A 21,797-nucleotide genomic window follows, 5' to 3' on the forward strand; every position below is an offset into this window, starting at 1 on the left:
CATCCTTGGACCGAGAGGACGTTGCTTTTGAAAAAACAAGAGTTTCCGCTCGGGATGAAGAGGGTAGAGGAAAACAAAAAACAGAAAAGGAGATTTTTATGGCGATCATTTCCATGAAGTCGTTACTCGAGGCGGGTGTTCATTTCGGACATCAGACCAACAAATGGAACCCGAAGATGAAGCCCTATATTTTCGGGGCGAGGAACAATATCTACATCATCGATCTTCAGCAGACGGTGGGCCTTTTTCAGACGGCCTACAATTTTGTCATCGACACCGTCAGCGGGGGCGGTGAGCTCTTGTTCATAGGCACAAAAAAGCAGTCTCAGGATTCCATCCGCGACGAGGCATCGCGATGCGGTATGCCCTATGTCAACCAGCGGTGGCTGGGCGGCATGTTGACCAATTTCGTCACCATCAAGAAACGGATTGACCGTTTGAACTCTCTGGATCAGATGTTCGAGGACGACAGCGTCCGGGCTTTCCCCAAAAAGGAAATCATGGGGCTTCAGAAGGAAAAGGAAAAGCTGTCGAAGGTCATCGGGGGCATTTCGAAGATGAAGAGACTGCCGTCGGCGATGTTCGTCGTCGATCCGAAGCGGGAAACCATTGCCGTCAATGAAGCCAGAAAACTGAACATCCCCATCGTAGCCATTGTCGACACCAACTGTGACCCTGACGCCATCGATTACATCATCCCCGGAAATGACGACGCCATCCGGGCGATCAAGCTCTTTTCTTCGAAATTTGCGGACGCGGTGCTCGAAGGCAAGCGGCGCTACGAAGAAAAACTTCAGGCGGAAACGGACAAGGATACGGAACCTGCGGCGCTGCAAGCGGCAGATAATTCGGAGTCGGATGTTCCCGAGAGCGTCGAGACCAAGGAAGGCGTTTCCGCTGCGGCAAGTTCGGATCGGGAAGTCACCGGGCAGTCAAATGTAGAGGAGGAATAAAAGTGGCTATTACATCAGAAATGGTTAAGGAACTGAGAACAAAAACCGGTGCGGGGATGATGGACTGTAAGGAAGCCCTGAACGCATCAAACGGGGATTTTGATAAGGCGATTGATTTTCTGCGCAAGAAGGGGATGTCCGCGGCAACGAAGCGCTCCTCCAAAGCGGCCAAGGACGGAACCGTTGCCTCGTACATTCATATGGGGGGCAAGATCGGGGTGATGGTCGAGCTCAACTGCGAGACCGACTTTGTCGCAAAGACCGAAGAGTTCCAGACGATCGCCAGGGACCTCGCCATGCACGTGGCCGCCTCCAATCCAACGTACGTAGGTCCTGCCGATGTCCCGGAAGATGTACTGGAAAGGGAAAAGGAGATCTATCGCAGCCAGGCCCTGGCCGAGAAGAAGCCGGAGAAGATCTGGGACAAGATCATAGAGGGAAAGCTGAACAAATATTACGAGGAAGTCTGCCTGACCAAGCAGAAATTCATCAAGAATACCGATGTGACCGTCGAAACGCTGATCAACAACCTGATCGCAAAAACGGGTGAAAATATCCTTGTCCGCCGGTTCGCAAGATTTCAGCTCGGAGAGGAAATCAAGAAATAAGGATTTCACGGGAGTGCTGAACCGACGGCCATACATGAAGGGGAGCGGAATATAATCCTTGGAACCAATGGCGTACAAAAGGGTTCTGTTGAAACTGAGCGGTGAAGCCCTGATGGGCGAATCCCGGGGAAGCAGCATCATCGATCCGGCGGTGGTCGAGGCCATTGCCGGTGAGATCCGGGAGGTTGTCCGCCTGGGCGTTTCGCTCGGTGTCGTGATCGGCGGCGGAAACATCTTTCGCGGGGTGGAAGCCAGCTCCAAGGGGATGGATCGGACCTCGGCGGATTACATGGGCATGCTGGCCACGGTGATCAACAGCCTGGCGCTGCAGAGCGCCTTCGAAGGGGCAGGTATCGAGACCCGGGTACAGACGGCCATTGCCATGAGGGAAATCGCGGAACCCTTTATCCAGAAAAGGGCGATGAGGCATCTGGATAAGGGGAGGGTCGTGATCTTTGCCGCGGGGACGGGGAATCCCTATTTTACCACCGATACGGCCGCCGTGCTGCGGGCGATGGAAATCAAGGCCGACGTCATCATGAAGGCCACCAAGGTGGATGGGGTTTATGACAAGGATCCCGTAAAGCATCCCGATGCCGTCATGTACCAGAAAATCAGTTATAACGATGTCTTGGCAAAGAATCTTAAAGTGATGGATGCAACAGCGATCTCTCTGTGCCGGGACAACGGGTTGCCGGTTCTGGTCTTCAATCTGCAGAAGTCAGGCAATATCGTCCGGGGGGTTTCCGGAAGTCGCGTAGGAACTCTTGTTGGAGATTGAGATTATGAAGGATATTATCTTTGAAGAACTGAAACAGAATATGGAAAAGGGACTGCAGGCCCTGGAAAAGTCCTTCAACAAGGTCCGTACGGGCAGGGCTTCGCTATCGCTGCTTGACGGGATCAAAGTGGATTATTACGGCACCCCGACGCCGCTTAACCAGGTGGCCACGCTTTCCGTTCCGGAAAGCCGGCTGATCCTGATTTCCCCCTGGGACACGAGCGCTTTGAATGCCGTCGAAAAGGCGATCCAGAAAGCGGACCTCGGGCTGGTGCCGAACAATGACGGCAAAGTCATCCGCATTTCGATCCCCCCGCTGACGGAAGCCAGGAGAAAGGAACTGGTCAAGGTTGTGCGGAAGATGGCGGAGGAATGCAAGGTCAAACTGAGGAATGACCGGCGGGATGCCAACGAGGAATTCAAATCCCTGAAAAAGGGGAATGACATCTCCGAGGATCAGATGCATGACTACCAGGAACAGGTCCAGAAAATAACGGATAGCTACATCGCCAAGGCCGAGGGGATTCTGGGGCAGAAGGAAAAGGAGATCATGGAGATCTGATCGGTTTCTTGAGGTCTCTATTCGTTGGGAATGACATGAGGGGAGCCCTGAGGCTCCCCATTTTGTTCAAAGATGGGAATCACATCGAATGAATCTTGACCCGAAAAAAATGCCGCGCCATATTGCGATCATCATGGACGGCAATGGCCGATGGGCGAAAAGGCATGCCCTTGGACGGATCTTTGGACACAAACGGGGAGCCGAGGCGGTAAACATCGCAGTCCGGACCTGTCGGGAGCTGGGAGTCGAGTATCTGACTCTGTACGCCTTTTCCTCGGAAAACTGGTCCCGTCCTCGAAGCGAAATTCATGCGCTCATGGATCTCCTGGAAGAGTATCTCCGCAACCAGCTCGGGGAGATGATGAAAAACGGGATCCGTCTGAAAACCATGGGCGAAATCGAACAGTTGAGGGATTCCGTGAAGGAGATTCTCCATGAGGTCATGGAAAAAACCGCTCGGAACAAGGGGATGACGTTGACTCTGGCCCTCAGTTATGGAGGACGGGAAGAGATCGTTTCCGCCCTTCGAAAGATCGTCCGGGACTGCATGGACGGGAAACTGACGCCGGAGGATCTCGATCGGGAGCTCTTCGCCCGCTATCTTTATACCGCCGGCATGCCGGACCCGGATCTTCTCATCAGGACCAGCGGTGAACAGCGCATCAGCAACTTCTGCCTCTGGCAGATGGCCTATACCGAGTTTCATTTCACCGAAGTATTGTGGCCGGATTTCAGCCGCGAGGATCTTGTGAGCGCCATCGCTGATTACCAATCGCGGGAAAGGCGCTTCGGGATGACGAGTGAACAGGTCCGGACAAACGGCGGAACCTCCTAGTTCCATGGCTTTCGCGGAATCGCCGCCCCTTTGCAGAAGACGGAGGATCCACCCTGAACCCCGGGAAGAACGAGCATGACACCACACCTTAAGAGATGGATAACGGCCATCGTTGCAGTCCCCATCGTCTTTGCCCTGGTTTTCTTCGGCTCCGAGGCGCTTTTTTCGGGCGTATTGACGGCGATCGTCCTGGTGGCCGCTTTGGAGTACAATGCTCTGAGTTTCGGGAAGGGGTTTTCCTGGGAAAAAGGGGAAGTCCTCTGCGGGGCTCTGCTTCTGCCTCTTGGAGCCTTCCTCGGCGGGGAAAAGCTTCTGCTGGCCATTTTGGCCCTGCTGACCGTGGCGGTATTCCTGGCCTCCCTGTTTCGCGTCAAAGAGGGCGGAATATCGCTCGAACCCGTGGGCAAAGTCCTGTTCGGCCTTGCGTACCTCCCCTTGATGCTTTCCTATTTTATCCTTCTCCGGAAGACGGAAAACGGGGTTTTGTGGATTTTCTTCGTACTGTTGCTGCCGATATCGGGCGATATCGCCGCTTTTTATTTCGGGAGGACCCTGGGAAAGCATAAGCTCTATCCGAGGATCAGTCCGGGGAAGACCGTTGAAGGCTCTATCGGCTCAATGGTGGGCAGCGTTCTGGCGGTCATGGTGTATTCCTCCTTCGTGTTGACTTCCCTGCCTCTCCTTCATGCCGCGGTCCTGGCCGTGATCGGCAACGGCATCAGCCAACTGGGGGATCTTTTTGAATCCATGATCAAGAGGGCTGCCGGCGTCAAGGATTCCGGAACGATTCTGCCCGGGCATGGCGGGATGCTGGACCGGCTGGATTGCCTGATATTTCTTGTGCCTTTCGTATATTATTATCGTATGTTATGCATTCCATAAAACAAATATCCCTTCTGGGTTCTACCGGGTCTATCGGCCGAAGTTCCCTGGATGTGATTCGCAGAAACCCGGACAGGTTCAAAATCATCGCCCTTGCCGCAGGGCGGAATCTTTCCGAACTGAAGCGGCAGATCGAGGAATTTCAGCCATCGGCCGTTTCCGTTATCGATGAGCACCACGCCCTCGAGCTGAAAAGGCAACTGCCCTCGCTGGCGGGCCTGGAGGTTCTCTACGGATCTGAAGGCTATCGCCAGGTTGCCTCGCTGCCCGATGCCGATCTGGTCATCTCGGCCATGGTGGGGGCTGCAGGTCTTCTGCCGACCCTGGCGGCCATTGAGGCCGGCAGGGATATTGCTCTGGCCAACAAGGAAACCCTCGTCATGGCGGGCAGCCTCGTTCTTGAACTGGCAAAAAGCAGAGGGGTCAATCTTCTGCCCGTGGACAGCGAGCACAGCGCCATTTTCCAATGTCTGTCAGGCCAGGGATCTCAGCGGATCCGGAATATTCACCTGACGGCATCGGGAGGCCCCTTTTTCCGCTGCTCAAGAGAACGCCTGGAAACGGTGGGGCCGAAGGACGCCTTGAAGCACCCGAACTGGCTCATGGGAGACAAAATCACCATTGATTCCGCGACAATGATGAACAAAGGCCTCGAGGTGATCGAGGCAAAATGGCTTTTCGGCGTCGAGGTCGATCAGATCCTGGTCTGCATCCATCCGCAGAGCATCGTCCATTCCATGGTGGAATTTACGGATGGTTCGGTGCTGGCGCAGCTCGGCATTCCCGACATGAAAATCCCCATCGCCTACGCCCTTTCCTTTCCGGAGCGGATGGACTGTCCGGAGCTGTCCCTCGATCTTTTCAAGATCGGCACCCTGGAATTTTTTCCTCCGGATATCGAAATGTTCCCGTGCCTTGGACTGGCTTACAAGGCGGCGAGGGAGGGAGGAACCATGCCGGCCGTGCTGAACGCGGCCAATGAAGTGGCCGTTGAGGCCTTTCTTGCGGAACGCCTGCCGTTCATGAAAATACCCCGGCTTGTTGAAAGGGTCATGGATTCCCATGGAATCAAGGGACTTCCGGATCTGGGGGACATTCTCGAAGCGGATGCCTGGGCGCGGCGGGAAGCGCAGAAACTTCTTAAGAACATGAGGGATTAAAGAGAATGATCGGAATCAGCATTCTATCCGTTGTCGTCCTGCTGGGCGTTCTCATCTTCGTGCATGAACTGGGGCATTTTCTGGCGGCGAAATATGCCGGTGTCGGCGTTCTGAAATTTTCGCTGGGATTTGGACCGAAGCTCATTGGACGGAAAGTGGGGGAGACGGAATATCTCCTGTCTCTTATACCTCTCGGAGGCTATGTCAAGCTTCTGGGTGAATCTCCCGATGATGAGCTTCCACCTGAAGAGAATCAGCGGTCCTTTCTGAAACAGAATGTCTGGAAGCGGATCATGATCGTGGCGGCCGGACCGCTCTTCAACGTCTTTTTTGCCATTTTTGTGTTTACGATCATTTATATGACCGGTGTACCCGTTCTTTCGGCCAAGGTGGGGGGGGTCGAAGAGGGGAGCGCGGCCCACCAGGCGGGGATTCTTAAGGATGACACCATTCTTGCCGTCAACGGAAAAGCCGTCTCCCAATGGGATGAGATGGCCGAAGAGATCAGTAGAAGCGGGGGAAAGCCTCTGACGCTGCGGATCGAGCGGGACCGCGCCACCCGGGACGTGACCCTCGTTCCGAAGCTGATGAAAGCGAAGAATATCTTCGAGGAGGAAGTGGAGAAGTACCGGATCGGAATCAGTGCCTCTTCCTATATCCTGGTTGCGAGAAAAGGTCCCATAGACGCCTTCTGGATGAGTCTGAAGCAGACCTGGCTGATATCCAAGCTGACCATGGTGGGAATCGTCAAGATGATCGAAGGGGTCATTTCTCCGAAAAACATCGGAGGCCCGATCCTGATCGCACAGATCGCCGGTGCCCAGGTGAAGGAGGGGATTACCCCCTTTGTGATGTTCATGGGGCTTCTCAGCATCAATCTGGCCATTCTCAATCTTCTGCCAATCCCCGTTCTCGATGGAGGCCACCTCCTGTTCTTCATGATCGAGGCGGTCATAGGCCGGGAAGTCAGTGTCCGCTGGAGAGAGCGGGCGCAGCAGGTAGGGCTCATCATCCTGATTCTCCTGATGGCGTTCGCCTTCGCCATGGACATTGACCGCTTGAATCTCGGTTTTGTCAATGATTTTCTTAAAATGATCGGCAGGTGAAAGAACACTCATGATAACTCTGGCTCTGGACTCATCGTCAAAGACCGTCGGGATTGCGCTCCTGGAGGACGACGAGACTCTTGTGGAAAGCTTTTTTAATCTGGGGGTCAATTCTTCCATTCTGCTGCTGCCGGCCATCAGGGATGTCTTCCAGAAGGCGGGAATGGACGCGGAACATGTCGACCTGTGGGCCTGCACCACGGGGCCCGGTTCGTTCACCGGCTTGAGAATCGGGCTCGGCACCCTGAAAGGGCTGGCACTGGCCACGGGACGGCCCATTGCCGGAGTTTCCACCCTCGAGGCCCTGGCGTTTAACGGCATCCATTCCTCTAGGGTGATCTGCCCCATGATGGACGCACAGAGAAACCAGGTTTACACAGCCCTGTACACCGCCGAAAGCGATTTCTCCCTGAGAAGAATCGGAGAAGAGAGGCTGGCCGACCTGGAGGCCTTTTTGCCCCGGATTACGGAAAAGGCCCTCTTCCTGGGTGACGGGGCCTTGAAAAACCAGCAGCGGATTGTGGAATGCCTGCCTGATCGGGCCTGTTTTGCCGCCCCTCATCTTCATGCCGTCCGGGCCTGTGCTGTCGGCCTCCTGGGCAGAGAGAGCCACCGCCGGGGCGAGATTCTCGATCTGTTAACCTTTACGCCCCGTTACCTGCGCCTTTCTGAAGCGGAAGTGAAGCGCCTGCAGCAGGATCAGCAGGGTTGAAAGGCCCGGCGAATCAGGGATTCTGCCGTTCCGGCAGTGCGCTTCCGCCGTCCGACAAGAATGATTGACAAGCTTTTTTAATTAAGATAAGTCACTCTGGCTTGGAAGAAAAAACCAGGAAAGTTGTTACATACACGTTATCAACAGTGACGAATTGTTCATATTCATTCTGATGGGACCCTCGTGAAGAATCATGAATTTATTTAGGATTGTTTCGAGATGAAGCATGACAGCCTGATTGCTCCTGAGGGAATACCTTTTATCGCTCTTTTCGGCGCTGCGACCATCCTGGCGGTCGTCTTGTTAAAATCATACGGAATTGCAGCCGTTTTTCTTGCCCCTACGCTCTTTTCAGCCTGGTTTTTCCGCAATCCCGAGAGGCGGGTTCCCGGAGATGAGAGGATGATTGTATCGCCCGCCGATGGTCAAGTCATCCGAATCGACGAGGGTGTCCATCACGAACTCCTTTCCGGGCCGTGCAGGAAGGTCAGCATTTTCATGAATATTTTCAATGTTCATGTGAACCGGATTCCCTACTCCGGGAAGGTATCCCGAATCGTCTACCATCCGGGACGCTTTCTTTCTGCAAACCTGGACAAGGCGTCGGAGCAGAATGAAAGAAATTCCGTTCTGATCCTGACGGACGACGGCAAGGAAATTCTGACCATTCAGATCGCGGGGTTGATCGCCCGCCGAATCGTCTGCTGGGTGGAAGAGGGCGATGGTCTCACACGGGGCGAGCGCTTCGGGTTGATCCGTTTCGGCTCCCGTCTGGAGGTGTTTCTGCCGATGGAGGCAAAACTCTGTGTAGCCAGAGGGGACAAGGTGCAGGCAGGGCAGACGCCGATAGGGACGTTTTGATGAAAAAGGAAGGGAAACTGGGCAAAAGCCACATGAAAAAAGGGGTGTATATTTTACCAAACCTTTTTACATCGGCGAACCTCATTTTCGGCTTTTATTCCATTCTTTATTCCATCCGCGGAGCCGTTGTCGAGGCCTCTTTTTTTGTCCTGATTTCCATTGTCCTGGACAGCCTGGACGGCCGGATTGCCAGAATGACCAATTCGGTGAGCAAATTCGGAATCGAATACGATTCGTTGTCCGACCTGGTGGCTTTCGGCGTGGCGCCTGCCGTGCTCATTTACCTGTGGTCTCTTTCATCCTTTGGAAAATGGGGATCGGTGACGGCCTGCCTTTTCGTCCTGTGCGGGGCTCTGCGCCTTGCCCGGTTCAATATCCAGATCGGCATTGTTGAAAGCAAGGTCTTCAAGGGTCTGGCGATACCGGCAGCGGCCGCGGTCATCGTGACGGGAATTCTGCTCTATGAAGACAAGGTGGGTAAGGGACCCTATCCTCACATTCTTGTTCTTGCCGCTGTCGTCATCCTGTCGCTGCTGATGGTCAGCAATGTGAAATATTACAGCTTCAAGAACCTGAATTATTTTGCCCGCAAGCCCTTCATGTCTTTTTTAGTGATTGTCCTGGCTTTGCTGATTGTTGTTGCTGAGCCTCAGGTCATGCTGTTCACGGTGATGACGGGGTATGCCCTTTCGGGACCTGCCTGGTTTCTTCTGAGATTGGTGAAGCGCCATCGCCGGCCGGCGACGGAAGCTCAAGGGACCTAGAGACGGGTCCACCGGGGTGCGGAAGACACGGGAGGTGCAATAGCCGGGGCCCGGCTTATCCCGTCGCTTCGGCAGCAGAATGGCCTGCCGGACCGATGAAAAGCTTTTAAGATCAGACCTGCGAAATAAGGAGAAGTGGATAGATGGATTCATATAACGTAGCCGTAGTCGGTGCGACCGGCGCGGTAGGCAATGAAATGATCCGGGTTTTGGAGGAACGCGATTTTCCTGTCCGGGAGCTGACCCTTCTGGCATCTGAGCGTTCACTAGGCGTTGAAATTGATTTCCGCGGTAAACCCATACCGGTGAAGGTCCTCGATGAGAATTCCTTCAAGGGAATCGAGATCGGGCTGTTCTCGGCGGGAGGAAGCGTCAGCGAACGGTATGCCCCCATCGCCGCGGCGGCGGGATGCGTGGTCATCGACAACACCAGTGCCTTCCGGATGGATCCGGAGGTTCCCCTGGTCGTTCCCGAAGTCAATCCCCAGGCCATCGGGCAGTACAAAAAGAAGGGGATCATAGCCAACCCCAACTGCTCCACCATCCAGATGGTCGTAGCCCTCAAGCCGATTCACGATGCCGTTCGTATCCGGCGGGTCGTTGTATCCACGTATCAGGCGGTATCAGGAACAGGGAAAAAGGCCATTACCGAACTGGCTGAACAGACCCGGGCGCTGATGAGCTGCCAGGAGGTCAAAGTGAAGGTCTATCCCCATCAGATTGCCTTCAATTGTCTGCCCCATATCGACGTCTTCCTCGATAACGGCTATACCAAGGAAGAGATGAAAATGGTCAACGAGACAAAAAAGATCTTCGATGATCCGTCGATCGGGGTGACGGCCACGACAGTCCGGGTTCCCGTCTTTTATGGACATTCGGAATCGGTGAATATCGAAACGGAGAAGAAGATATCGGCGGAAGAGGTCAAAAAGCTCCTGTCAACGGCTCCCGGAGTAACGCTGATTGACAATCCGAAAGAAAACGCCTATCCCCTGGCGATCCATGCGGCAGGAAAGGATGACACCTTTGTCGGCAGGATTCGGGAGGATGAATCCATTCCCAACGGGATCAACCTGTGGGTCGTGGCGGATAACATCCGCAAGGGCGCGGCGTCCAATGCCGTTCAGATCGCCGAGGTGCTGATCCGGGATTATCTATGAGGATCATCGGAGGGCGGGCAAAGGGTAGGCGCATCGCCGTACCGCCCGGTTATACCGTCCGTCCGACTTCAGACCGAATCAAGGAGGCCCTGTTCAATATCCTGGGGCCCCTGGAAGGTCAGACCTTTCTCGATCTCTACGCGGGGACGGGAAGCGTGGGCCTGGAGGCCCTCAGCCGGGGAGCCCGGCAGGTGGTTTTCGTTGAAAGGATTCCTTCCCTGGTTGCAGCCCTCAAGCGGAACCTGGAGGTCTTCGGCTTTTCCGGAGGATATGAGATTATTGCCTCGGACATAGGGCCGGCCTTCAGTCGCATGGTTGAGAAAGGGCTTCAATTTGACGTGATTTTCGCTGATCCGCCGTACAGAAAAGGGCAGATAGCCCGGACGGTCGATCTGCTGAATTTTCATGTGTCCCTGCTGGCCCCCGGAGGGGTGGCCATTCTCCAACGCGCCCGGGAAGAGCCCCTGGTGATCGAAGGAGACCAGGGAATGACGCTGGTCGATGAGAGAAAATATGGAGATACCCTGTTGTCGTTCATGAGGCATTCAGAAAATTAAAGAGGATGATATGAAAAAGGTTGCTGTATATCCCGGTTCTTTTGATCCCATAACCAACGGCCATCTTGATATAATCAAAAGAGGCCTGTCCATGTTCGATGAAATCATCGTCCTTGTTGCCTACAATGCCAGTAAGACGTCCCTGTTTACCGTGGAGGAGCGGATAGAGATGATCCAAGAGGCTCTTCGTGACCGGAAACGGGTCCTGGTGGACAGTCATGACGGTCTGCTGGTCGATTATGTCCGAAATGCCGGAGCAAACATCATTCTCCGCGGTTTGAGAGCCATGTCGGAATTTGAGTATGAGTTTCAGCTCGCCCTGATGAACCGTCGCCTCAACCGCAATGTGGAAACGGTTTTCTTTATGACCGGCTACAAATGGTTTTATACAAGCTCTACGATCATCAAGGAAGTTGCCCGTCTCGGCGGCTCTCCGAAAGGGCTTGTTCCAGAGGTTGTTTATCGGAGAATGCAGGAAAAGTTTCCCAAAATGATCAAAATTTAGAGAGTATTATGAAGCTAGCATCGAGAGTATCGCTAATCAAACCGTCTCCAACTCTGGTCATTACCGCCAAAGCGGCCGCTTTGCGCGCGGAGGGCCGGGACATCGTCGATTTCGGGGCGGGAGAGCCGGACTTCTACACCCCGGAACACATCAAGGCCGCAGCCATCCAGGCGGTGGAATCAAATTTTACGCGCTATACGGCGGTCGGAGGCATCGATGAACTGAAGGATGCCATTATCCGGAAGCTTCAAAAGGATAACCACCTTTCCTACAGGCGTTCGGAGATCGTCGTCTCCTGCGGGGCCAAGCACACGCTTTTCAATCTTGCCCAGGTCCTGTTCGAGGAGGGGGATGAGGTCGTTATTCCAGGACCCTACTGGGTTTCCTATCCGGACCTCGTGCTTTATACCGGGGCGCAACCTGTCATTGTCAACACCCGGGAACAGGACGGCTTTAAATTAACCCCGGAAGGGTTGGAACGCGCCATCACGGAAAGAACCAGGGCGCTCATCATCAACAGCCCGTCAAACCCCACAGGATCCGCCTATACGAGGGAGGAGCTTGCCGCGCTGGCCGAGGTGGTGCTCCGCCATTCGATGATGATCATTTCTGACGATATTTATGAAAAGATCCTCTTCGACGGGCTGGATTTCTGGAATATTGCGGCCGTTGCTCCCGCTCTGAAGGACCGGACCATCGTTGTCAACGGTGTCTCCAAGGCCTATGCCATGACGGGCTGGAGGATCGGCTATGCCGCGGGGCCGGAGGCCGTCATCGCGGCCATGGGAAAGATTCAAAGCCAGAGCACCTCCAATCCGGCTTCCATCTCCCAGAAGGCTGCTGTTGAGGCTCTGACCGGGGATCAGCAGGTCATTTCGGAAATGGTCAAGGAGTTCCAGAGGCGGAGGGATTACATCGTTTCCGTCCTGAATTCCTTTAATGGCGTTTCCTGCCTGAAACCCCAAGGGGCTTTCTACGTCTTTCCCAATGTCTCCACATTGTATGGATTGAGCTGTGGGGATCGGAAGATCAACGATTCCGCTGCAATGGCGGAATATCTCCTCGAGGAGGCCGAGGTGGCCGTCGTGCCCGGAGCTGCCTTCGGAGATGACCGCTACATCAGGATTTCCTACGCAACATCGATGGAGCTGATTGAAAAGGGACTGGAGCGGATCGGGAATGCGCTGATGCGTTTGAAATGAGAACCATCAGCGGAATTTTGTAATGTCAACACATCAATAGGGGCGGGCGTTTATTTCATGGGCGGTTTATTTGGAGTCGTAGCGAGAGAAAGCTGCATAAAGACCCTTTTTTACGGAACGGATTACCACTCCCATCTGGGAACGGAAAATGGCGGTCTGGCCGTATTCGGGGAAAACAATTTCAAGAAGGCCATTCACAGCATCAGTCAGGCGCAATTCAAATCCAAGTTCGTCGATCACTACCGGCAGATGAGAGGGACAGCGGGAATTGGGGCCATTGACGACGATTCGCCGCAGCCGCTGATCATCCGCTCCAGATTCGGGACTTTTGCCATCGCGGCATCAGGCCTGATAACGAACAAGGATCGTTTGACGGCGGAGCTGCTTCGGGAGGGGACCTCGTTCAGTGAGATAAAAAACGGCGTCGTGAACACCGTGGAACTCGTGGCCAAGCTGATCAGCAGAGGGACAAGCCTTGTCGAAGGCATTGTGCGGATGCAGGAGGCCATCGAGGGGTCCATCTGCACTCTGATCCTGACGGAGGAGGGCCTTTATGCCGCACGGGACAAATATGGACGGTTTCCTCTGGCAATCGGCAGGGAGCGGGCGGGGCAGGGATTTGCCGTGGCAACGGAATCCAGTTCCTTCCCCAACCTGAACTATGAGCTGGACAAGGTGATCGGCCCGGGAGAAATTGTCCTGTTGACCGCCGACGGATACAAGGTTCTGCGCCCTGCAAACAACCAGCGGAAAGTTTGCGCCTTTCTCTGGATCTATACCGGTTATCCCTCCTCCTCCTACGAGGGAATTTCCGTGGAGAATACCCGTGAGCGCTGCGGCCGGGCGATGGCCAGGCAGGATGACATTTCCGCGGATCTTGTCTGCGGCATTCCCGACTCAGGTGTCGGGCACGCTTTGGGGTACGCCGCCGAATCAAAAATCCCCTATCGCCGTCCCCTGGTCAAATACACCCCCGGGTACGGCAGGAGCTATACCCCGCCGTCACAGGATATCCGGGACCTCGTCGCCACCATGAAACTCAGCGCGGTCCATGACGTCATCAACGGCAACCGGATGATTGTCTGTGATGATTCCATCGTCCGCGGAACACAGTTAAAGAATTACACAGTGAAGAAGCTGTGGGAGAATGGTGCCCGGGAAATTCATGTTCGGCCGGCCTGCCCCCCGCTCATGTTTACCTGCCTTTACGGATCTTCAACGCGCTCTACATCGGAACTGGCTGCCCGGAGGGCGATCCTGGCCATCGAGGGAAAGGAGCCCTCCGATATCACCCCCTATCTGGATTGCCGCTCGAAGGAATATTCAAGAATGGTCGAGTGGATCCGCAGGGACCTCAACGTGACGACTTTGAAATTCTTGAATATTGAAGCCATGATCGAGGCGATCGGCCTTCCGGAAGATCAGCTTTGCCTCCACTGCTGGCGGGGGGGTGACCTCTGATCAGGTCTGCCGCGAAAAGGCGGAGGATCGGGCTTACCGAGGGCGAAGGATCCGGAAGGTTCGTTGACGGGAAAATCCGATTCCTCACGATTTTTTGCTGAAATACCGGAAAAGAAAACGCACCTCCAAGAGCTCCTCAATTCAATCAGAAGAACAGACATCCCGAAGTCACTATCCTTCAATGCTCGGAAAGATATTCCCCGTTGAAGGCATTCGCATCTTTGTGCTATACAAAAAACCAATCGAAAAATATAAGGATTTACATTGAATCGCCCGTTCCGGAGAAGAAAAACAAAGGCCCTTTGGGTGGGAAATGTTCAGATTGGAGGAGATGCACCCGTTGCCGTTCAGTCCATGACGTGTACGGATACACGAAATGTCCCTGAAACGGTAGCCCAGATCGAAGCCCTTGAAAACGCCGGCTGTGAAATCGTCCGCGTGGCGGTGCCCGATGAGGCAGCGGCATCGGTTCTGGGTGAGATCAAAAAGGCCATCCACATCCCAATCATCGCCGACATCCATTTCAATGCCCGTTATGCCCTCATGGCCATCGAGCAGCATATGGACGGCATCCGCATCAATCCAGGCAACATGGGAAAAGAGAACATTGCCGACGTTGTGCGCGCCGCCAGGGATTACAACACGGCCATCCGGGTCGGCATCAATGCCGGCTCGCTGGAGAAGCCCATACTGGAAAAGTATGGCGGGCCTACCGCTGAAGCCCTGGCGGAAAGCGCCCTCAATAATCTCGCCCTTCTGGAAGATCTGGGATTCGATCGCATCAAGCTTTCCCTTAAATCCTCCCACGTCCCCACCATGATCGACGCCTACCGGATCGTTGCGGCCAAAACGGACTGCCCGCTGCACCTGGGGGTGACCGAGGCAGGGACGCTGGTAAATTCAGCCATCAAATCCTCCATCGGCATGGGGGTGCTCCTTTACGAGGGAATCGGCGACACGATCCGCGTCTCTGTCACAGGCAACCCCGTTTCCGAGGTCGGGTTGGCCTACGGCATTCTCCGGGCACTGGACATTCGCAGGGTCGGACCGGATATCATCTCCTGCCCCACGTGTGGACGCTGTGAAATCGACCTGTTCTCCCTGGTTGAAAGGGTCGAGAAGGCATTGGTCGGGATGAAGGACGACCTGAAGATCGCCCTCATGGGCTGCGTCGTGAATGGACCGGGAGAAGCGGCTGAGGCGGATGTTGGAATCGCCGGCGGCCGGGGGGCGGGTCTCCTGTTCAGAAAGGGAAACGTCATCCGCAAGATCAAGGAGGAGGAATTTCTTGAAGTACTGCTTGAAGAAATTTCGGAAATAACAAGAAACAAAAGGAATATCGAAGAGAAATAAACGGGACCGGTGGTGGCCCTGATTTTTCTTTAACTCCGTTCATTCTATCGCCTATGCAAGGACAAGGAGGTTAAATGCGCTATTCGGAAATGTTCCTGCCCACAGAAAGAGAAGTCCCTTCAGATGCCGAAGTCATCAGTCATCAGCTCATGCTCCGAGCGGGGATGATCAGAAAACTGTCTGCCGGGGTTTACTGCTATCTCCCCCTGGGTTACCGGGTCATCAGAAAGGTTGAGCAGATCATCCGTGAAGAAATGAACCGGGCCGGTGCCCAAGAGGTTTTTCTTCCCATGGTCCAGCCGGCGGAACTGTGGCAGGAGTCCGGGCGCTGGGAGCATTATGGCAAAGAGCTTCTGCGCTTCCGGGACCGACATGACCGGGAATACTGCCTGGGGCCGACTCACGAAGAGGTCATTACAGACCTGGTCCGCCATGAGCTCAAAACCTATCGGCAGCTTCCGAAAAATCTCTACCAGATCCAGACCAAGTTCCGGGATGAGATCCGCCCCCGCTTCGGAGTCATGCGGAGCCGGGAATTCGGGATGAAGGACGCCTACAGCTTCGATGCCGATGAGGAAGGGGCCGAGATCAGTTATTCGAAGATGTTTGAAGCATACAAAAGGATTTTTTCCCGGTGCGGACTGAAATTCCGCCCCGTCGAGGCCGATTCCGGGACGATCGGCGGAAGCTTTTCCCATGAGTTCATGGTGATGGCCGATTCAGGGGAGGACGGGTTGGTGTTCTGCAGCTCATGTTCCTATGCGGCCAACCTGGAAAAGGCGGAGGTGCATCCGCCGGAGAAAGAAAACCTGGATGCAGTGGAAGAGCTGCCCCTGACGGAAGTACACACCCCGGACATCCGAACCATCGAAGAGGTCTGCGCCTTTCTCGGGGTGTCCCCCCGGGAGATCGTGAAAACCATGATCTTCAGCGCCGACGGGAAGCCTGTGGCCGTGCTGGTTCGTGGAGATGAAGAGGTCAACGAGATCAAGGTCAGGAATTACCTGGGCTGTGACGAGCTCGAACTGGCCATGGATGACATGATTGAAGCAATTACGGGCGCCCCCCGCGGATTTGCCGGGGCCGTCGGGCTTCGGGGCCGGATCATTGCGGACAACACGCTGATCAACATGAGGAACGTGGTCATGGGTGCAAACAAGGAGGACTATCATCTGCGCAATGCCAATCCCGGCCGTGATTTCCAGATTGAGGCTTTCGCGGATCTGAAGATCGCCAGGGAAACGGACGACTGTCCCCGCTGCGGGAAGGCGCTGTCCTTCGCCAGGGGCATCGAGGTCGGGCACGTCTTCAAACTGGGAACAAAATACAGCAAGGCCATGGAGGCCGTTTTTCTCGATCGGAACGGTAAAGAGCAGACGATGATTATGGGCTGCTATGGGATAGGAACCGGAAGAACCGTCGCGGCATGCATCGAACAGAACAATGATGAAAATGGAATTGTATGGCCCATGCCGATTGCGCCCTTCCATGTCATCATCACGCCTGTGAATATGAACGACTCCGCCCTTGCCGAGGCTGCGGAGCGACTTTATGGCTCATTCGCCGCCGGCGGATTCGAGGTGCTGCTCGATGACCGCGATGAGCGCGCCGGCGTTAAATTCAAGGATGCGGACCTGATCGGCATCCCGATCCGGGTGACGATCGGTCCCAAGAAACTGGCCGAGGGAAAGGTTGAAATCCGGTTGAGGGACACCGGCGAGGTGACCGCCGTCCCCCTGGAAGAGGTTGAGAATTATATCCGGAAACTGATCAGCGGGAAAATGAACCTGGAAAACAGCGGTTCAGCGGGCAGCGAATAGCCGGAAACCCTTTCTGCCTGGATTTACAGACCACTTTGCGATCAATGCGCTCTTTGTCGGGGGCCATCGGCCAGGCCGCGGGTTGCACGTTAAAGAAAATGGGACCAGGTCAGGTAGCCGGGAACATGAAGGGCTGGAATTAAAGAGACGTCATGCTGCGGATCATCGATATCCTTGACAAAACACAGGAATATCTCACTCCGGGAGAACAGGAGCTGATCGAAAAGGCCTACATCTTTTCGGCCTCTGTTCACCAGGGGCAGGTGCGCCTATCCGGTGAGCCCTACATGACCCATCCCATGGAAGTTGCCGGAATCCTCGCCGACATGGAGCTTGATGCCGCGTCCATAGCGACGGGACTCCTCCATGACACCGTTGAGGATACGCTGACGACCCTTGAACAGATAGAAGAGCTCTTTGGAAAAGATGTCGCCTTCCTGGTCGACGGGTTGACAAAGATCAGCAAGATCACCTTCAGAAGTCAGGAGGAGCGGCAGGCGGAGAATTTCCGCAAGATGATTCTGGCCATGTCCGCGGATACCCGGATTCTCCTGGTGAGATTGGCGGACCGCACTCACAACATGAGAACTCTTGAGTTCCACACACCGGACAGGCAACGGTATATTGCGAAGGAAACCATGGAACTCTATGCGCCCCTGGCCAATCGGCTGGGCATTTACCGGATGCAGGTTGAACTGGAGGACATGGCCTTCCGCTACCTGGATTACGACGCCTATTCCAATCTGACAAAGCGGATAGACTCAACGCGGGAAAAGAGGGATCAATATACCAGGGAAGTCAAGAGGATGATCCAGGAAAAGATCGACGAGTACGGCCTTAAAGGCGTAGTCGAGGGCAGGGCAAAGCATTTCTGGAGCATCCACAAGAAAATGCACGAACAGAAAATTGATTTCGACGAGGTTTATGATCTGACGGCCTTCCGCATCATCCTGGATTCCGACAAGGAAAAAGACTGCTATGAAGCCCTCAGTATCGTGCATGCCCTGTGGATACCGGTTCCAAGAAGGTTCAAGGATTATATCGCCATGCCCAAGGCGAACAACTACCGCTCCCTCCACACGACCGTCATCGGTCCGTCCGGCCAGCGGGTGGAAATCCAGATCCGGACGAAAGAGATGCATGAATGGGCGGAAGAGGGGATTGCCGCACACTGGCGGTACAAGGAAAAACGGATGCTTCCAGGCGCCGACGAGGAGCAGATCCGAAAGCTGCGGGAGTTGCTGGAAATACAGCAGGACTTGAAAAACCCCCGCGAGTTCATGACGAACCTGAAGCTGGCCCTGTTTCCCGATGAGGTTTATGTGTTCACGCCCGACGGCGATGTCCGGTCTTTTCCGAAGGGGGCCACACCGATTGATTTCGCCTACAGCATCCATACCGACGTGGGGCATACCTGTGTCGGGGCCAAGGTCAATCGGAGCATCGTCCCCCTGAAATATGAGCTTAAAAACGGTGACGCCGTTGAGATCATCACGCAGGCCGGACACCATCCCAGCAAGGACTGGCTGAAGTACGCCGTCACATCAAGGGCGCGGTCAAAGATCAAGGGCTGGGTCAAGGCAGAGGAAAGCAAAAAGAGCATCACCCTCGGCAGGGAACTGCTGGAGAAGGAGTTCCGCAAGAACTCCCTCAAGTTGAGCTCGGCGGTTAAATCGGATGAAATCCGCGATCTTTTCACGGAATTATCGATTAACACCCCGGACGATCTGTTCGCCCTTGTGGGCTACGGACGAGTCTCCCCGAAAAGGGTTGTCCATCATTTTATCCATGATGAAATCAGCGCCCCTGAAAGGGTGCCTGCCGACAGGGCAGCGAAAAGGACCAAAAAAGAGGACTCCCAGGGGATATTGATTACCGGCATTGAGGACATCATGGTGCGGTTTGCCCACTGCTGCGACCCTATCCCCGGAGATGAGATCGTCGGTTACATAACAAGGGGGCGGGGCGTTACGATTCATACGGCCGATTGTGAACGTCTTTCGGAGCTGGATTCCGAAAGGTTTGTGGACGTGGCCTGGAGTGCGAAGGCATCGCAGACCTATTCCGTGAATATGGTCGTCACATGCAAGGATAAGAAAGGCATCCTGGCGGAAATCAGCTCGGTGATTTCTTCCCTTGACGTAAACATCAGCACCGCCAGAGTGGATACCAGCAGGGACATGCGGGTGAATTGCTTTTTCCGGCTTGATGTCACTGGGCTGAGGCAGCTGCAAACACTGACCTCGGCGATTCAGCAGATCAAGGAAGTCCTTTCAGTGGAAAGGGTGCACAAGGTAAAGGAGCATCCACGCCTATCCGGCTGATGTTTCCCATATATGTGTTGACAGAGATTTGTTGTTTGCTGTATGAGAGGCTCAATTTATGTTGAAGAGTACAGGAAAGATGGTGCGACAGGCGTTTCCGTATGTTCGTCTCAATAACGTTTTTTCATGGCTGATTCTGCTGCTTCTGGCCATGTATGTGCTGCCCCTTTCGGCATTGGCAGCGCGGGAGGGGATGCTGGTCGTCCTTGACCCGGCCCACGGCGGTTCAGAAAAAGGGGTGCGGTTTTCGGACGACGTTTATGAAAAGGACGTGACCTTGGCCATTGCCCGCAGCGTTCAGAAAGAATTGATGACGTCTCAGAACATACGCGTGCAGCTGACCCGTGATTCGGATCGGACGCTCAGCCTTCGCGAGAGGGAACAATTCGCACGCAATGCAGCCCCGGATCTTTTTCTCAGCCTGCACGTAAACGCCGGGTTCGGAAAAAAGGCATCGGGATTCGAAATTTATTTCCCGGGGTTCAAGCGGAACACGCAAGGTGAGAATGAGGATTCGTCTGTGATCCTGACGGACATGGCGAGAAACAAACATCTCAATGACAGCGTGCGGTTCGCCTATATCCTGCAAAAGAACCTGGAGCAGGTATTTCCCAGGAAAGGCCGCGGGCTTCGAGAGGCAGCGGTTCCCGTTCTGGAGGGCATCGTCAAGCCGGCCGTCGTTGTTGAGCTTGGTTTTGTTTCAAACCCGGAGGACAAGAAGCAGATGCTGGAAAAGGAAATCCAGCTCGCCGTTGCCAGGGCCATCAGCAAGAGCATCAAAGAACTTTACTGAACAGTCCGCATTCCTTTGCAGCAGTCATATCTATTCGGGGAGCCTTCTAAGTTTGAGGAAAAACGACCGCAGACACGATGAAATCCGGGACGTGAAAATCACGCGGAATTACTTGAAACATCCACAGGGTTCCGTCCTGATTGAGATGGGGGACACGAAGGTCATCTGCACGGCCACGCTGGAAGAGAGAGTTCCGCCTTTCTTGAAGAATTCGGGAAAGGGTTGGCTGACGGCTGAATACGCCATGCTTCCCATGGCGACTCAGGAGAGAAACAAAAGAGAGGCCGCGCAGGGTCGAATCGGAGGGCGGACTCATGAAATACAGAGGTTGATAGGGCGCTCCCTGCGTGCTGTTACCGACCTGGAGAGTTTCGGGGAAAACACCGTATATATCGATTGTGACGTCATCCAGGCTGACGGCGGTACACGCACGGCGTCCATTACGGGAAGTTTCGTCGCCCTTGCAGACCTTTTCCGCAAGATGAAGGAAGAGGGAAGGTGCGGCTCCATGCCGCTGCTGGATTACGTCAGTGCCGTCAGCGTCGGGATTATTAACGACACGCTTATGCTCGACCTGGAGTATGTCGAGGATTCGCAGGCGGACGTCGATATGAATGTGGTCATGACGGGCATGGGGAAATTTATCGAGGTGCAGGGAACCGCAGAGAAAGTCCCCTTTTCCCGGGACCGATTGACGGAAATGATCGAGCTGGCCGGAAGGGGAATCCAGGCACTGACTGAAATTCAGAAGCAGACACTGGGAGGCCAGTTCTGATCAAGATCGTTTTTGCCTCTAAAAATAAAGGAAAGGTCCGGGAGGTCCGGGCGATTCTCGAGGAACTGGACGTCAACCTGGAATCCCTGGAGGCATATCCGAATGCCCCTGACGTTGTCGAGGACGGAAGCTCATTTTTCGAAAATGCCTTGAAAAAGGCCAGAGTCATATCTGAATTCACGGGTGAAATCGCCCTGGCTGACGATTCAGGATTGGAAGTCGATGCACTCAACGGCCAACCGGGAATTTATTCTGCCCGCTTTGCCGGTGAGGGTGCGGATGACAATCAGAACAACCAGAGACTGATGGAGCTGTTGAATGGGGTCCCAGCGAAGGACCGGTCGGCTGCCTTTCGCTGTGTGCTGGTTCTTTATCATCCGGATGGGAACTACGAATCGTTTGACGGAAGATGGGATGGATTCATCAGCGAAATGGTTGCAGGAACCGGCGGTTTCGGTTATGATCCGGTCTTCCTGCTTCCGGAATCCGGCAGAACCGTGGCGCAGTTGACATCCGAGGAAAAGAACAGAAGCAGCCATCGGGCGAAAGCCCTTCAAGCACTGAAGGATCATTTAAGAAAACGGTCATATCCGGCCAAAAAAGAATCATAAGCACATATAAAT

22 protein-coding genes are annotated in these 21,797 nt (G+C 54.5%); all 22 read left to right on the forward strand.

From position 1 onward, the window contains the following. Nucleotides 1-98 precede the first annotated feature (98 nt). The 22 genes from rpsB (at nt 99) to AB3175_RS01065 (ending at nt 21,785) form a co-directional block, all read left to right on the forward strand. Nucleotides 99-953, forward strand: a complete 855-nt coding sequence (gene rpsB / locus AB3175_RS00960; RefSeq protein WP_367359070.1) for a 30S ribosomal protein S2 — start codon at nt 99-101, stop codon at nt 951-953. A 2-nt stretch (nt 954-955) separates the two neighbouring features. Beyond that, nucleotides 956-1,561, forward strand: coding sequence for a translation elongation factor Ts (gene tsf / locus AB3175_RS00965; protein ID WP_367359071.1), 606 nt, complete (start codon nt 956-958; stop codon nt 1,559-1,561). A 67-nt stretch (nt 1,562-1,628) separates the two neighbouring features. Next, nucleotides 1,629-2,342 carry a UMP kinase gene (gene pyrH, locus AB3175_RS00970; protein ID WP_367359445.1) on the forward strand — a complete coding sequence of 238 codons (714 nt, stop codon included), beginning with the start codon at nt 1,629-1,631 and terminating at the stop codon, nt 2,340-2,342. A gap of 4 nt (nt 2,343-2,346) precedes the next feature. After that, nucleotides 2,347-2,904: a ribosome recycling factor gene (gene frr / locus AB3175_RS00975; RefSeq protein WP_367359072.1), complete on the forward strand. Its 558-nt coding sequence runs from the start codon at nt 2,347-2,349 to the stop codon at nt 2,902-2,904. Nucleotides 2,905-2,992: 88 nt separating this feature from the next. Next, entirely contained in the window at nt 2,993-3,739 is a 747-nt protein-coding gene (locus AB3175_RS00980) for an isoprenyl transferase (RefSeq protein ID WP_367359073.1), read from the forward strand. Nucleotides 3,740-3,814: 75 nt separating this feature from the next. Then, entirely contained in the window at nt 3,815-4,621 is an 807-nt protein-coding gene (locus AB3175_RS00985; protein WP_367359074.1) for a phosphatidate cytidylyltransferase, read from the forward strand. Next, nucleotides 4,618-5,781, forward strand: coding sequence for a 1-deoxy-D-xylulose-5-phosphate reductoisomerase (locus tag AB3175_RS00990; protein WP_367359446.1), 1,164 nt, complete (start codon nt 4,618-4,620; stop codon nt 5,779-5,781). Before AB3175_RS00985 ends, AB3175_RS00990 begins: the two co-directional genes overlap by 4 nt. Nucleotides 5,782-5,786: 5 nt before the next feature. Beyond that, the gene (rseP, locus tag AB3175_RS00995; RefSeq protein WP_367359075.1) at nt 5,787-6,887 is read left to right on the forward strand and encodes an RIP metalloprotease RseP; all 1,101 of its coding nucleotides are present in this window, start codon (nt 5,787-5,789) and stop codon (nt 6,885-6,887) included. 10 nt (nt 6,888-6,897) lie between these two features. Next, nucleotides 6,898-7,599: a tRNA (adenosine(37)-N6)-threonylcarbamoyltransferase complex dimerization subunit type 1 TsaB gene (gene tsaB, locus AB3175_RS01000; RefSeq protein ID WP_367359076.1), complete on the forward strand. Its 702-nt coding sequence runs from the start codon at nt 6,898-6,900 to the stop codon at nt 7,597-7,599. 219 nt (nt 7,600-7,818) lie between these two features. Further along, on the forward strand, nt 7,819-8,460 hold the full coding sequence (locus AB3175_RS01005; RefSeq protein WP_367359077.1) for a phosphatidylserine decarboxylase family protein: 642 nt from the start codon (nt 7,819-7,821) through the stop codon (nt 8,458-8,460). After that, nucleotides 8,460-9,224 (forward strand): CDP-diacylglycerol--serine O-phosphatidyltransferase, encoded by a 765-nt coding sequence (gene pssA, locus AB3175_RS01010; RefSeq protein ID WP_367359078.1) that lies wholly within the window; start codon nt 8,460-8,462, stop codon nt 9,222-9,224. The genes AB3175_RS01005 and pssA overlap by 1 nt, the downstream gene beginning before the upstream one ends. Nucleotides 9,225-9,367: 143 nt before the next feature. Then, nucleotides 9,368-10,384 carry an aspartate-semialdehyde dehydrogenase gene (locus AB3175_RS01015; protein ID WP_367359079.1) on the forward strand — a complete coding sequence of 339 codons (1,017 nt, stop codon included), beginning with the start codon at nt 9,368-9,370 and terminating at the stop codon, nt 10,382-10,384. Beyond that, nucleotides 10,381-10,941, forward strand: coding sequence for a 16S rRNA (guanine(966)-N(2))-methyltransferase RsmD (rsmD, locus tag AB3175_RS01020; RefSeq protein ID WP_367359080.1), 561 nt, complete (start codon nt 10,381-10,383; stop codon nt 10,939-10,941). Before AB3175_RS01015 ends, rsmD begins: the two co-directional genes overlap by 4 nt. A 10-nt stretch (nt 10,942-10,951) precedes the next feature. Further along, the gene (gene coaD, locus AB3175_RS01025; protein ID WP_367359081.1) at nt 10,952-11,446 is read left to right on the forward strand and encodes a pantetheine-phosphate adenylyltransferase; all 495 of its coding nucleotides are present in this window, start codon (nt 10,952-10,954) and stop codon (nt 11,444-11,446) included. 8 nt (nt 11,447-11,454) lie between these two features. Then, nucleotides 11,455-12,648: a pyridoxal phosphate-dependent aminotransferase gene (locus AB3175_RS01030; protein WP_367359082.1), complete on the forward strand. Its 1,194-nt coding sequence runs from the start codon at nt 11,455-11,457 to the stop codon at nt 12,646-12,648. Between the two features lie 57 nt (nt 12,649-12,705). Further along, the gene (locus AB3175_RS01035) at nt 12,706-14,109 is read left to right on the forward strand and encodes an amidophosphoribosyltransferase (protein ID WP_367359083.1); all 1,404 of its coding nucleotides are present in this window, start codon (nt 12,706-12,708) and stop codon (nt 14,107-14,109) included. A gap of 264 nt (nt 14,110-14,373) precedes the next feature. Then, entirely contained in the window at nt 14,374-15,462 is a 1,089-nt protein-coding gene (ispG, locus tag AB3175_RS01040; protein ID WP_367359084.1) for a flavodoxin-dependent (E)-4-hydroxy-3-methylbut-2-enyl-diphosphate synthase, read from the forward strand. 74 nt (nt 15,463-15,536) lie between these two features. Beyond that, entirely contained in the window at nt 15,537-17,282 is a 1,746-nt protein-coding gene (locus tag AB3175_RS01045; protein ID WP_367359085.1) for a proline--tRNA ligase, read from the forward strand. 152 nt (nt 17,283-17,434) lie between these two features. After that, nucleotides 17,435-19,606, forward strand: a complete 2,172-nt coding sequence (locus AB3175_RS01050; RefSeq protein ID WP_367359086.1) for a bifunctional (p)ppGpp synthetase/guanosine-3',5'-bis(diphosphate) 3'-pyrophosphohydrolase — start codon at nt 17,435-17,437, stop codon at nt 19,604-19,606. A gap of 58 nt (nt 19,607-19,664) precedes the next feature. Further along, the gene (locus AB3175_RS01055) at nt 19,665-20,399 is read left to right on the forward strand and encodes an N-acetylmuramoyl-L-alanine amidase (RefSeq protein ID WP_367359087.1); all 735 of its coding nucleotides are present in this window, start codon (nt 19,665-19,667) and stop codon (nt 20,397-20,399) included. Nucleotides 20,400-20,451: 52 nt separating this feature from the next. Beyond that, the gene (gene rph / locus AB3175_RS01060; protein WP_367359088.1) at nt 20,452-21,174 is read left to right on the forward strand and encodes a ribonuclease PH; all 723 of its coding nucleotides are present in this window, start codon (nt 20,452-20,454) and stop codon (nt 21,172-21,174) included. Then, nucleotides 21,171-21,785 carry an XTP/dITP diphosphatase gene (locus tag AB3175_RS01065; RefSeq protein ID WP_367359447.1) on the forward strand — a complete coding sequence of 205 codons (615 nt, stop codon included), beginning with the start codon at nt 21,171-21,173 and terminating at the stop codon, nt 21,783-21,785. Before rph ends, AB3175_RS01065 begins: the two co-directional genes overlap by 4 nt. The last annotated feature ends 12 nt before the right edge of the window (nt 21,786-21,797 follow it).

The sequence above is a fragment of the Syntrophus sp. (in: bacteria) genome (assembly GCF_040768185.1).
Lineage (GTDB): Bacteria > Desulfobacterota > Syntrophia > Syntrophales > Syntrophaceae > Syntrophus > Syntrophus buswellii.

Excerpts from the sequence above, each read along its gene's own strand:
- rpsB (WP_367359070.1), top strand. The coding sequence starts at position 99 with ATGGCGATCATTTCCATGAAGTCGTTACTCGAGGCGGGTGTTCATTTC.
- pyrH (WP_367359445.1), top strand. The coding sequence starts at position 1,629 with ATGGCGTACAAAAGGGTTCTGTTGAAACTGAGCGGTGAAGCCCTGATG.
- frr (WP_367359072.1), top strand. The coding sequence starts at position 2,347 with ATGAAGGATATTATCTTTGAAGAACTGAAACAGAATATGGAAAAGGGA.
- AB3175_RS00980 (WP_367359073.1), top strand. The coding sequence starts at position 2,993 with ATGAATCTTGACCCGAAAAAAATGCCGCGCCATATTGCGATCATCATG.
- AB3175_RS00985 (WP_367359074.1), top strand. The coding sequence starts at position 3,815 with ATGACACCACACCTTAAGAGATGGATAACGGCCATCGTTGCAGTCCCC.
- rseP (WP_367359075.1), top strand. The coding sequence starts at position 5,787 with ATGATCGGAATCAGCATTCTATCCGTTGTCGTCCTGCTGGGCGTTCTC.
- tsaB (WP_367359076.1), top strand. The coding sequence starts at position 6,898 with ATGATAACTCTGGCTCTGGACTCATCGTCAAAGACCGTCGGGATTGCG.
- AB3175_RS01005 (WP_367359077.1), top strand. The coding sequence starts at position 7,819 with ATGAAGCATGACAGCCTGATTGCTCCTGAGGGAATACCTTTTATCGCT.
- pssA (WP_367359078.1), top strand. The coding sequence starts at position 8,460 with ATGAAAAAGGAAGGGAAACTGGGCAAAAGCCACATGAAAAAAGGGGTG.
- AB3175_RS01015 (WP_367359079.1), top strand. The coding sequence starts at position 9,368 with ATGGATTCATATAACGTAGCCGTAGTCGGTGCGACCGGCGCGGTAGGC.
- rsmD (WP_367359080.1), top strand. The coding sequence starts at position 10,381 with ATGAGGATCATCGGAGGGCGGGCAAAGGGTAGGCGCATCGCCGTACCG.
- coaD (WP_367359081.1), top strand. The coding sequence starts at position 10,952 with ATGAAAAAGGTTGCTGTATATCCCGGTTCTTTTGATCCCATAACCAAC.
- AB3175_RS01030 (WP_367359082.1), top strand. The coding sequence starts at position 11,455 with ATGAAGCTAGCATCGAGAGTATCGCTAATCAAACCGTCTCCAACTCTG.
- AB3175_RS01035 (WP_367359083.1), top strand. The coding sequence starts at position 12,706 with ATGGGCGGTTTATTTGGAGTCGTAGCGAGAGAAAGCTGCATAAAGACC.
- AB3175_RS01045 (WP_367359085.1), top strand. The coding sequence starts at position 15,537 with ATGCGCTATTCGGAAATGTTCCTGCCCACAGAAAGAGAAGTCCCTTCA.
- AB3175_RS01050 (WP_367359086.1), top strand. The coding sequence starts at position 17,435 with ATGCTGCGGATCATCGATATCCTTGACAAAACACAGGAATATCTCACT.
- AB3175_RS01055 (WP_367359087.1), top strand. The coding sequence starts at position 19,665 with ATGTTGAAGAGTACAGGAAAGATGGTGCGACAGGCGTTTCCGTATGTT.